This window comes from Nostoc sp. ChiQUE02 (genome assembly GCF_034531305.2).
GTDB lineage: Bacteria > Cyanobacteriota > Cyanobacteriia > Cyanobacteriales > Nostocaceae > Nostoc.
The window spans coordinates 170443-182646 of the sequence record NZ_JAVRBN020000004.1; the positions used below are offsets into that span (position 1 = coordinate 170443).

General features: G+C 41.5%; 11 protein-coding genes. 2 read left to right on the top strand and 9 right to left on the bottom strand.

Translation table 11 applies throughout. The features are described 5' to 3' along the window. Positions 1-2: 2 nt before the first annotated feature. The 4 genes from RM347_RS05905 to RM347_RS05920 all read right to left on the bottom strand — a co-directional run bounded on the left by RM347_RS05905 (position 3) and on the right by RM347_RS05920 (position 7135). Entirely contained in the window at positions 3-3158 is a 3156-nt protein-coding gene (locus RM347_RS05905; RefSeq protein ID WP_322717435.1) for a tubulin-like doman-containing protein, read from the bottom strand. A gap of 29 nt (positions 3159-3187) precedes the next feature. Next, on the bottom strand, positions 3188-4057 hold the full coding sequence (locus tag RM347_RS05910) for a VWA domain-containing protein (RefSeq protein ID WP_322717436.1): 870 nt from the start codon (positions 4055-4057) through the stop codon (positions 3188-3190). Between the two features lie 368 nt (positions 4058-4425). Further along, entirely contained in the window at positions 4426-6246 is a 1821-nt protein-coding gene (locus RM347_RS05915) for an ABC transporter ATP-binding protein (protein ID WP_322717437.1), read from the bottom strand. An 88-nt stretch (positions 6247-6334) separates the two neighbouring features. Then, positions 6335-7135 carry a DUF6816 family protein gene (locus tag RM347_RS05920; protein ID WP_322717438.1) on the bottom strand — a complete coding sequence of 267 codons (801 nt, stop codon included), beginning with the start codon at positions 7133-7135 and terminating at the stop codon, positions 6335-6337. Between the two features lie 276 nt (positions 7136-7411). Between RM347_RS05920 and RM347_RS05925 the strand changes: the two genes are divergently transcribed. Beyond that, the gene (locus tag RM347_RS05925) at positions 7412-7750 is read left to right on the top strand and encodes a carbon dioxide-concentrating mechanism protein CcmK (RefSeq protein WP_322717439.1); all 339 of its coding nucleotides are present in this window, start codon (positions 7412-7414) and stop codon (positions 7748-7750) included. A 5-nt stretch (positions 7751-7755) separates the two neighbouring features. Here RM347_RS05925 and RM347_RS05930 read toward each other — a convergent pair whose 3' ends face one another. From RM347_RS05930 to ffh, 5 genes are all read right to left on the bottom strand, one after another. Next, complete coding sequence (locus tag RM347_RS05930) at positions 7756-8160, bottom strand: ChuX/HutX family heme-like substrate-binding protein (RefSeq protein WP_322717440.1); 405 nt, start codon at positions 8158-8160, stop codon at positions 7756-7758. 70 nt (positions 8161-8230) lie between these two features. Continuing rightward, entirely contained in the window at positions 8231-9184 is a 954-nt protein-coding gene (locus RM347_RS05935) for a PhoH family protein (protein WP_322717441.1), read from the bottom strand. 360 nt (positions 9185-9544) lie between these two features. Next, entirely contained in the window at positions 9545-9979 is a 435-nt protein-coding gene (locus RM347_RS05940; RefSeq protein WP_322717442.1) for a KH domain-containing protein, read from the bottom strand. After that, on the bottom strand, positions 9942-10202 hold the full coding sequence (gene rpsP, locus RM347_RS05945; RefSeq protein WP_012409382.1) for a 30S ribosomal protein S16: 261 nt from the start codon (positions 10200-10202) through the stop codon (positions 9942-9944). The genes RM347_RS05940 and rpsP overlap by 38 nt, the downstream gene beginning before the upstream one ends. A gap of 194 nt (positions 10203-10396) precedes the next feature. Continuing rightward, complete coding sequence (gene ffh / locus RM347_RS05950) at positions 10397-11860, bottom strand: signal recognition particle protein (RefSeq protein ID WP_322717443.1); 1464 nt, start codon at positions 11858-11860, stop codon at positions 10397-10399. A gap of 81 nt (positions 11861-11941) precedes the next feature. Here ffh and RM347_RS05955 point away from each other — a divergent pair, with 81 nt between their 5' ends. After that, complete coding sequence (locus RM347_RS05955; RefSeq protein ID WP_322717444.1) at positions 11942-12118, top strand: hypothetical protein; 177 nt, start codon at positions 11942-11944, stop codon at positions 12116-12118. Positions 12119-12204: the final 86 nt, after the last annotated feature.

Genomic DNA, 12204 nt, shown 5'->3' on the forward strand with positions numbered 1-12204 from the left:
GACTAAATTGGGTATTTAGCAAAGATTTTTTGTTTTTGGCGATCGTACTCTTCTTCACTCATCAAATCGTCCGCTAAATCTTGCTTTAGTCGCTCCAGTTCTAAGCGCCTTTTTGCTAAATTATCAGTAGATTCTATAGGAAAATCAACAACTATCTCACCAACAATAGCTTTTTTATTTCCTATATCTCTGGTTTGGATTTGGGAATTTTTAAATCGCTCATTCATCTTTCTCCGAAAACGATTGATAATTCCCTCTTTAGCTACAGTATCAGTACTTGTAGGAGTTCCAACTACTGCTGCTTTGTATGGATAATTGGCACTATCTTCTGGAAATTCATCAACTTGTTTGACAAATTGCCGCAATTTAACTAAATAGTTATTTTCCCAAAGTTCCGGTTGTCTTTCTATTCCAGCAATCTCATCATCTAAAAGCTGTTGTAAAGCTTCAGTCATATCCTTACGGTTAGCAAGTTCCTCCAAAGCTTGACTCCACTCTGGACTTAAAGAAGCAGTGGTATAACTATCGCGTAATGGATCGTGATATTGAAATTCTAACTGTTGATTGCCCTGATTTTTTTCTAATAAAGCCAATGCTAAACAAGGATAAAAAACATCTTCCAGTTCTTCCATTTTCCTGGCATCAGGTGGAATAATATCAGGAAATGAAACGTTATAGTCGTTATGAAGAAAAGATGTCGGAGAATGCTGTTCGCGTAGGTAAGGGTTTCTCATTCTTGATAAACTACTAATTAGTCTGAGAGGAAAACCAGCATACTCATTCACAATTAAAATTTCATCTTCGGCTTGGGTTGCTTTTAAGACACTTGGTTCCACTCCTATATCCTGTGTAAGCAAAGTTTTAAATTGTCGGACTTCTAACTCATCTGTATCCTTAAAACCAACTAATTTACTACTTTTGGCAGGATCTTCTCGAAAATAGGGATCAGTTAAATTCAAACGCAAGAGAGGTTCAGCTTCTTGCATAACTTGTGCTAAACGAGTTGAACGTACTGCTAAAGAGTAGTTTTGCATAAAACGTTTAATTACAGAGTTGACAATATTAATACTCCGAGAAGCAAATAATTTATCAACTTTCAAGTCAATTTCTTTGTGTAACTGATCTGGAGTGGTACGTTCTCTATCTATAAAACTTGCCAAAGATTGTCCTCTACCAGTTTGTTCTGTAATTGTCGAACTTACTAACACAAACTGGCGACGTAAATCCTCTTCCGGTAAAATATTTTGATAACATCGATCAATATCTTCACCATCAAATATTGCTTCACCACTCATTTCATCAAAATTTAATTGTCTCAAGTCCCTATCTTGCTTTTCATAAAAACTTTGTAAATCTTCTACTAAGCTATTAAAGGCAGCAACTTGAGTTGTTCTCTCTTGAACATGCTTTTGTAAGTTATTAACAATTTTTAGTGACTCTTGAACGACTGTGACATCAAAGTTATGCTGAATAATCTTGCAGATTTCCTGTACTGATTTTTTGGCTTCATCTTGGAATTGGGTATTTTTATTATTTAAAAGTGGAATACCAGGTTTCTGTTCAATATCCTCGATTGTTTGTTCAATGTCTCGCCATTTTCTTTCTAAATCTTCCAAAATTTTCATTCCACCACGATCAGTGATTTTTTCTTGCAAGTTTAGTTGATAGTTATGCAATTCATGTTGCAAACCATCTAGCCAGTCACGGGTACTTTTAATGGAGAAATTAGAATCTGTAGGTGTGAGTAATTGACTTAAATAATCATCAATATTACTCTTTAGCTCCTTGGTAGTATTTGGAGAAATTTGTAGTAACCTAGTGAGCCAAATTCCTCTAGTGCTTTCAGTTTCACCTGGCTGAACTTTGCGGAATTGCTCTCTAAATTCCCTTGGTAACTGTCCGCGAATATCATTGCGATTTTCGCGTTTTTGACACTCCGAAATTTGCCGCTCTAATTTATTTCTCCAGGTACTAATAGTATTACGAAAACTCTTGTTGTTCTCTTGAACTGATTCTGCTAGTTTTGTAGTGAAATTATCCTTATTTTCTGGATCGTTGTGCCAATGATACTGAATAAGGAATTGCTCAATTAATTTTACGGGATCTGGACTTTGACCTTTGCCGTTTAACCAAAATTTTACTAGCTCTAAACTAACGCGATTTAAGGCAATTTGTACAATAGTATCGCGGGGAAAATAGATAGCCGCCAATCCAAATGTTAAATACCGTTGGCTATTGGGACGTGGGTGTTTATCACATTGGATCATGTGTTGCAGAAAGTTGTCTCTACTGCCTTTAATTGCTGGTGCTAATTCACTAGAAAAATCTAAAGCAATCTTATGGGCAATAACATTACATAGTTTACCTTGAACCAAGATTGAATACTCACCTGCTGTTTGACTTGATACTAAATAGGTATAGTCAAATGGTGGACGCTGTTCTTGGATAAAAACTAAATTTTGCAAGTCATAAAATGCTTCAAATTTTGTGCCTGGTGTGCTGTAATAATTTAATTCTTTGAGAGCGGCATAAGTATTAGCGCTCATGCTAGGAGCATTACCATACAATTCTGGACTAATCACTAGATAGCCAAACATTTTGGCGCTCTGATCGCTATAAAGCTGTCTGAGGCTATAAGCAATGTCCAGAAACATGCCGCTACCTGTACCGCCACAAAGAGAACCGACAACAAAAATGCTTAGTCCTGGTTCAACTCTTAAAGCAGCTTTCAGCAATAAAGAATCATGTCCTCTGGTGCGCCTCTCTGCGCTTTCAATTGCTGTTTTAACCTTTTGATAATTGTGGAAAAAAGCTAACCTACCTACAGGTCTAATGCCTTTTGCACCTTCTTCAACTGCTTTAATATTTCGCAATAGTTGTGGTGGAAACCATCTGCCAATATGGTCGTATGGGCCATGACGAGTATATTCTGATCGTCGCTCCAATCCTTCGACAAACATAGTAACTTCGTTGGAGGACATTGTAGCGCTGACTTTTTCTGCCTCTTTAAAGCTGAGGTCAACACCATGATATGTACTTCCTGTACGAATACCGGTGACTTGGGTTGCGGCTTTATCTGTGTCAATATGAATAAAACTCACAATTGGGAGATTGCTTAAATCTCCATAACGGTCAACAATTAACCGCCGGATTCGCATCAAAACATCGCGTCCAGTACCGCCTAAACCTATGCAAATTGTGCGGTTGCTTCAAAGTCAACTATAAGTTCCCATTTTTTTCGGAGACGATATAATTTTAGTCCAGCTAAGAATAGACCTATTAGGATTAATATTGAAGTTAGTCCAGGCAACCATAATTTTCTAATTAAATAAGGTGTGACTAAACAAGTTTCTTGATTACCTGGCGCTGGTGTACAAAATTCCTGGACTGTAGGAGCAATATCGACTACCGTAAGTTTATACTCTTGATTATTTTGCGTTTTAATTGATAGCGATCGCTTCTGAATGGGCAAATCTTTAATCCAAGCTTGTCGTTGTTGGCTTTCTGGAGAATCTACTATCCGAAAAGGACTAGTAGCAGGCGTTTCTATCCAAATTTGCGACGTAATTCCTGGTTCGGTAAATAGGGGCGCATCTGTAACCCAAACTACTGATTGTGGTTTTATAGATTGGTTTTCTTGCAGGCGATTTTGATTAATCTGAGCTAGACCTTGATAAATAGTAAATTCAGCTTGCTGAATATCTGTACCATAGTATTTTGAATCTGGCGAAGGTATTCTTGCTAAAATTTTGTCAATATTTTCTTGATTATTACTAATAAAGGAGATGGGTGTTCCCAACGGATTTACACCCGCTTTAACTTCATTTAAAACTACATCTTGAGCAAAAGGAATAATGTAGACAGTATCTCCAGGCTTAAGGCTATCTTGAATGATCTGACGTAAGCGGATACGACCTTCATCATTCAAGCCTACACTTTCTGTCAAATCAATCGCCAAGACAACATCTCGTCCGCCACCCAAAACAGCAACTAAATCTAAGCCAACTTTTTGTGTAGAAGTAAGTGTTTGTCCAGGAGTAATTTTAGTTATAGTCACAGATAATATAATTTAATTAAATAATTAATAAGACTTATTGCATAGATACCTAGCGAATGTATCAGCGTTTTTATCCCCATGTAAAAATGGCAATAGCAAAGACTCAGTTTATATATTTAACATACGCAAATTGCAAGCCTCACTTCTTGGATTACTTAAGCAGGCAGAGTTCAGTGGACTATGATTTTTATCTGAAATCCATTATCACATATTGTATACATTATGACTGGTGACTGAGAATTTCTAGTTTTGTACAAAATACTGTTGGGACAAGTTAAAAATCGACCTTATTGACAATACAATAAGGTCGATTTAATCAAGGATATTGATTTATGGGATCAATGCAAAATCCCAAATGTCTATGTTCCCTAACTCAGAAGTTCTCCTGTTTCTTGCAGGGAGTGTAAGCGGCGGTAAATGCCCTCTTGACGCAATAGTTCATCATGGCTACCCACTTCTACAATCTTTCCTTGCTCCAGAACCACAATTTTATCTGCTTCCCGCACTGTGCTTAGACGGTGGGCAATGACGATGGTGGTGCAAGTGCCCTGAATCGATCGCATCGCTAGCTGAATTGAACGCTCCGACTCATAATCTAAACTAGAGGTGGCTTCGTCAAAAACCAGCACGTCTGGTTCCACTAGCAACGCCCTCGCAATTCCCAAGCGTTGTCTTTGTCCTCCAGATAGCCTGACGCCTCGTTCTCCCACGACAGTGTAATAACCTTGGGGTAAGTGCTGCACTACTTCATCGACTCTGGCAATTTTACAGGCTTCTTGAACCTGCTCCAAACTGGCATTCATTCTACCGTAGGTGAGATTATCCAATATAGTACCGTTAAAAACATCTACTTCTTGGTGAACGATCGCTAGCCTCCGTCTATATTTACCCACATCCAAAGTCCGAATATCTTGACCATCAATCAAAATTTGACCTGCTTGAGGTTCAAAATATCGCAACAACAACTTCACTAAAGTAGACTTACCAGAACCGGAACGTCCCACTAATGCGACTGTTTGGTATGGCTCAATCAACAAGTTAATATCTTGCAAAACTTGACGGTTGGCATCATATCCAAAACTGACGTGTGACAGTTCAACTTTTCCAGTAAATTTATAAGGTGATTCTGTCTGGTTGCTCTCTTCTAAAAGGCTAGCTGAATCAGATGCAATTGGCTCTTGCAGAAATTCGTGGAACCGCAGCATGGAAGAATAACGACGGGCAAAAACTTCTGCCAAGCTACTAATAGGTTCTAATTCGGCATAAGCCATGCTAGAAAGAGTTAAAGTCATGACAAAGTGACCAAGAGAAATTCTCCCATTTAGTGTTGCTGCTAAAGTCAAACCCAGGATAGTAAACACACAAAACTGAATTACAGTTTTTTGCCAAGTACCCAGTATCGTATAACCTTTGTGGATGCGATAATTAAGCACCGCTAGTTCACGATCTAAACGTTGTTTTTGCCGTTTCAGTTCCCTAGCTTCTGTAGCAAATGCTTTCACCGTTTTGATATTGGTGATCAATTCGGAAGTGCGGCTTTCGGTGTCCTCTCCATATTTATCCACACGAGTTTCGTACTCAATTAACTGCTGTAAATTCTTCAAGCTGAAGCTGAGAATAATTACAAAGGAAATTAGATATAAAATTGCAATTCGCCACTCAATGAACAAGATAAACACAAAAATTCCCAGAACACGAACCAGTTTAGGAATCAACTGTCCGGCAATTTCAGGATACGCCCAAGTGTGGTTAGCTACACCTCTAGCGACTCTTCCGGCAATACGTCCAGGGTTATTTTCATCATAAAATTCTAGTGGCAGAGTCAGAACTTTGGCGATCGCTGTTTCGGTTTTATCTCGACGCGATCTGAAAGCTATATCCCAGTGAAACCAATTGCTTAACCAAGGCTGTGTCGGCGCTCTCACTACGGTGACAACAAAAATCAAACCTAGTAATACACTCAAAGATAGAGCTTTATTAACTGGGTAATTGGTGATATCTGAAAAAGTTGCGATCGCACTTTGAAGTGGTTTATCCAAAGGTTGATCGGACAAAACGTTTAAAATCTGCCCGATCGCATAAGGGACAACCAAATCAATAATTTCGTAAATGCTGGATGTGGTAATACTGAAAACACTCAGCTTCCAATCAGAGCGAAAGTAATTGACAATATCTTGAAATTTGGCCATGATGCACACTGTCCAAGGGCGCGATCGTAAACTTGGAATTTATATACTACAAATGTATTATAAAGTAGTCAAGGGCTATAGATTTAAATCACTCTTTTGGAGTAGTAGGCATTTGTGCGGGGACAAATTCTAGGCGATAGCGATAGAGAGCAACTGGTCGAGAACCAGCTTTAAAGTAATCTGGATCTTGGGGTGAAAGATAGACAGCAGTAACTTGATCTGCCTCAATTGCCGGATTAGATGTTGGAAGTTTATGATAAGCGGTGGTAGATTCTACAGAATTTAAATAGGGGCGTGAACCGCCTTTGAACAGTTGTTGAAACAGTTCTGTAGTGATGAACTTGCCATTAGAGGTAGTTTCTGTTGCCCGTGCAGTCACAATAGAAACTAGTTGGCGACTGCTACGCAAGAATGTAATCTGACGATTAGGTGAATCTGGATCTACTTTGACTAGTAACACTGCTTGATTCCCCAAATAAGCCCGTGCCAAATTTAAGCTATTAAACGCTCTATCTGCAACTAAATTTGGGGATTTATAATCTATCTGAGGAAATATTTTTAACCCAGGAATATGTGGTTGCTCTTTCACAAATCTTACTAAAAAACTCACAGGTTGATTTAATTGTTGGCGATTACCTTCGAACCCTGGCGTTACGATCTCTGGTGCTAAAGGTGCAGCTAAATCTACCAACGTACTCGTAACTTGCCAAGAGCCAGCCATCCATCCAGGGTAAACCAAATCACCCGAAGCTGGTTGCACTGAAGTTAATTTTTCCCACTGGGGAAAATTTGCTAACCGTTCAGACAACTCTCCTGCAAGAGCTTCGCCACCCCACAATAGAAAAAAAACCAGCAAGCAAAAACTCCAAATTCCCTTTATTGCAAACATTAGCAGTTTTGTATTTAACCATTAAAAATTAAGTCAGTTTTTCTAAAAATTAAAAGTTTGTAGTCAGTGTTTTAGCATAAAGCTTTTAGTACTTTGTATTGTTCAGTTTATTTGCGCCAATTTTGTTAATCTATGGGATTATAATGCATTTAAGCTATTGTGTATTAACTTACTAACTATTCACCTACAGAATATCGTTTAGTCACTAATTTACCATCGCCAACAGCTAACAAAGTTAAAGATAGTTAACCTACAATCCCAAATTATGGTAACAGCATGACATTGGCATTAGGCATGATTGAAGTTTATGGCATTCCCACAGCAGTGGAAGTGGGAGATGCTATGTGTAAAGCTGCCCGTGTTACCCTTGTTGGTTATGAAAATACTGATTTGGGAAGAATTACCGTGTTAATCCGGGGGGTTGTGGGCGAGGTGAATGTGGCGGTGACAGCAGGATTAAAGGCGGTGTTGCAAGTTAAGGGTGGCAAAGTGATTTCTTATCATATTATTCCCCGCCCCCACGAAAATTTAGAATATGTTTTACCGATTCATCGCAGCGTTAATGTAGAGGAATTCAGTGCAGATATCCGATTTCCACCACCCTTATCAGTTTAGCTGTCTTAAATTTCTGCTGGTAAAGGTTGCCAAATATCCCCATACTGTTCTCGAAGAAACTGCCAAGCTTCCACCTGTCCTGGTTCATATTCTCCTGGTTTACCCCATTGCAAAAATAGACTTAAGGCAGGCTCTTGTTTCTCATCTAAAAATCGGATGGCATAGGTTGTAAAATTACCCCTCTTGGCTTCGCCTGTTTCAAATTTAACCTGAGTAATTTTGTCCATATTTAAGTGAAACTCAAAGCCTTCGGTGTGCATATTCGCATACTTTCCTTTGGGCAATTCTGCATAAAATAACTTTTCTACTTTGCCTCGTGCTTCTAATACAGCAGCGCTGCTAGTAACAATTAAACGCAAAGTTCCCAAAGTCTCGCAAGCTGCTAAAAATTCTTTTAAGGTTGTGGTCATTTGTTATTTGTCCTTTGTTATTTATCCGTTGTCATTTATTAGTTTTTTACTAATGACCAATGACTAATGACTATTTTTCATATTGTTCATAAGCAGCGACAATACGCTGAACTAGAGGATGGCGCACGACATCCTTTTGAGAAAATTCGCAAAAGGCAATGCCTTCAACGTGTTTTAAAATTTGTAAAGCCACTCCTAAACCTGATTGTTGGTGAAGTGGCAAATCAGTTTGTGTCATGTCGCCTGTAATCACCATCCGAGAACGGAAACCTAAACGAGTCAGAACCATTTTCATCTGAGCAGGTGTAGTATTTTGAGCTTCATCCACAATTACAAAGGCGTTATTGAGGGTGCGTCCCCGCATATAGGCAAGTGGTGCGACTTCAATCACACCGCGTTCCATTAAGCTGGGTATTTTTTCTGGGTCGATGAATTCATAGATAGCATCGTAAAGTGGGCGAAGATAGGGATTAACTTTCTGCTGCAAGTCTCCAGGCAAAAAACCAAGTTTTTCACCGGCTTCGACGGCAGGGCGAGTTAAGATCAGCTTTTCAAACTGGTTAGCAAGGAGTGCTTGCACGGCGACAACAACAGCGAGATAAGTTTTGCCGGTTCCAGCGGGCCCAATACCAAAAGTCAGGTCACGTCTACGGAGTGCGTCGATATATTGACGCTGGCGGAAGGTTTTGGCACGAACTTCTTCACCCCGACGACTTTTAGCGAGGATATCTCGCTGTAAATCTTGCAGTTCCCCTTGCCGATCGCTATCTATAGCTTGACGAGCTGTTAAAATATCGGCACTGGAAATAGTATTGCCTTTAATCCAGAGGTCTTCAAGCGATCGCACTAATCGAGAAGCCAGATCGATTTGCTTTTCGGTACCAGAAATCACTAATTCCTGTCCGCGTAGCACTAAACTGGCTCCTGTTTGCCGAGATAGGATTTTGAGATTTTCTTCTCCATCTCCTGCAAGAGCGATCGCACTGGGAACATTCGGCAGCTGAATTGTTAAGGCACCTGCCATAGGATTTCGTAATTGGTGAGGATCTGTGTTTGACAAAGGTTAATATTTTCTCGTTAACGGCGAAATTACGTTTTTATTACTTATTTTTTGGAAAAATATTTGCAACAAATTAATCGGCTATAGTCAACTTAACGTTAAAAGGGCGGCTAGAAACCGCATCTACACAAGCAAAACCTACGTCCGTGGGTTTCAAAACCTCAATTTTTCTTTAGTCAGCCTCTGCGGACTACCTTACGGGAAGCCGCAAAGCGTCTATGTTTGTGTAGCCGCGAATTTTATTCGCCCTCTTGACTTTCCATTTTTACAAAAATTCTGAGCGGAGGTTACTACAACCGCTCAGACTTGCTCTCTAGTTTCAACCTAGCGGAGGCGCGGTTTAACAATGGGTTTAGGCCCATCATTTGCACGCGGTTCTCTCCTAGTCGGCGGTGGCGATCGCTCTTCTGTCTCTTCATCAAAAGACATACCCTCACGGCCCGGCGTGGTGCTGCCGTAGATATCCAGGTATGTTGATTGCCCAGCTGCGGCTGCGGCTGCGGCAATTACTGTACGAATCGCCTGGATATTGCGTCCCCCTCGACCAAACACTTTCCCTTTATCTGTGCTTTCAAAGGCGATGCGAACCCAAACCCGATTGAGGGCCTGAGAAATTTCACAATCGACACTTAATGTCTCTGGAGATTCCAAAAACGGCTGCACCAAAAACCGAACCAGTTCAACATAGTTGGGACTAGCTGTTGGTAATTTTGTTCCGAAATTATGATGCGGCTGTTGCACTGACCTGCTCAAAAACATTAGCTTTTACTAGAATGCGACGGACGGTGTCAGTGGGTTGAGCGCCTTGTTGTAGTCGCTTGACGATACCGGGAACGTCTAGTCGCACTTCATCGGTTCTGGGGTTGTAGAATCCCAACTCTTCTAGGGGACGGCCATCGCGGCGAGCAAGGTTGTTAATGGCGACGATGCGGTAACTTGCTTCCCGCTTTTTACCGAATCGCTTCAAGCGCAGTTTGATCATGGTTGAAGAATCATTCTCCTGTTGTTAGATATTAGTTAGCAACTAATTGGTGAGGAAGTAACCTAAATCTGGCTGTTGCCGAGAAATTGAGGGTTAGTTTCCTCTGCTGATAAATTCTGAGGTCGAAATGCTAATTTTAGCACTGCCTAGCATTTGCTGCTATTTGTCATTAGTCATTGGTCATTACTTAATGACTAAAGATTGCCAAAGCCTTTTTTCTTTTTATCTTTGGGTTTTTTCTTTTTCGTGGCTGGGACACCATCATAACCTCGCCATCCTGGAGCAGGGGGACGATTACCAGCACCGGCAAAGGCGTTGCCCATACCGCCACCGCCGAACATTCCTGGCATTCCAGGGAAGCCGCCTTGACCCATTTGCTGCATGAGCGATCGCATTTTTTGGAAATCACCCACCAGTTTCGTGACATCGGACTCTCTATAGCCGGAACCAGAAGCAATCCGCCGCCGCCGACTGGGAGAACTGGCTAATAAATCGGGGTCATGGCGTTCTTGGCGAGTCATGGAGTTAATCATCGCCTCACAGCGCTTCAACTGGGTTTCTCCCTGCTTCAGTTGATCGTCTGAGAGCTTGTTCATCCCTGGAATCATCTTGATGAAGCCTCCCAGAGAACCCATATTCTTCAGCATCCGCAACTGCTTGAGAAAGTCAGTAAAGTCAAACTTCGCTGACAGGATTTTCTCCTGCATTTTCTCAGCATCGGCTAAGTCAAACTCTTCTTGGGCTTTTTCTACCAGGGTCAGTACATCGCCCATACCCAGAATTCGCGATGCCATGCGATCGGGGTAAAACGGTTGCAGTGCCTCAACTTTCTCGCCGACGCCCACAAATTTAATCGGTGCTCCCGAAATCTTTCGCACTGACAGCGCTGCACCACCACGGCTATCACCATCCATCTTAGTGAGAATTGCCCCAGTAATTCCGATCTGCTCATGGAAGGTGCGGGTAAGATTCGCTGCCTCTTGACCAGTCATCGCGTCCACCACCAACAGAGTTTCATGGGGTTGGACGGTTGCTTTGATCCGGGCTAATTCCGCCATCATATCTTCGTCAATTTGCAGGCGACCAGCAGTATCAATAATTACTGTGTTTACACCTTCTGCTCTGGCGCGTTCTACACCCCGTCGGGCAATTTCTACGGGATCAGCGTCGCTTCCTAGTTCAAATACTGGTACGTCAATTTGCTTACCCAACGTCAGCAACTGGTCGATCGCTGCTGGGCGATATACGTCAGTCGCCACCAACAAACAGCTACGCTCTAATTTTCTCAGATGTAAGGCTAACTTAGCGGTAGCTGTGGTTTTACCAGTACCTTGCAACCCAGCCATTAGCACAATGGTAGGCTGTTCCTGGGCTTCTGCTATGGGAACATTCTCTTCTCCCATTACCTGCACCAGTTCATCGTGAACAATTTTGATGAACTGTTGGTCAGGTCGCACGCCGGTAATCACCTCGGCTCCCTGTGCCTTGGCTTCGACTTCGCTAATAAAATCTTTGACTACCTGGAGGTTAACATCTGCTTCCAACAAGGCGCGGCGCACTTCGCGCAATGCATCTTGAATGTTGGATTGAGAAATTTTGTCCTGTCCCCGCAGTTTTTTCCAGGCGGATTCTAAACGGTCAGATAGAGCATCAAACATAATGTAATTACAGGTAGTTCGCCAATGGGGAATTTTGAACCGCCGATGAATGCGATTCCGAATTTCCGCTAAAGTTTAAACGTGCTATCTACCAGCTTAGTATTTTTCACCCCGACTGTAGCAACCAGATACGGATTGGGGACTGGGGAAGAAGCAAGGGAGCAGGAAGCAGGGAGCAAGGGAGAAGAGTTTTTGCCTCTGCAAGAGCAGCACCTTGCCCCTCTACCTCTTTTAAATTGTGGGGATTGGGGACTTTGATGCTTGAATACTTGCTAACGCTGATGCGATCGCTAGTTCGTAATTATAATACTACCGTGACCAAAACAGTAGTGAGTGCTGAGTAA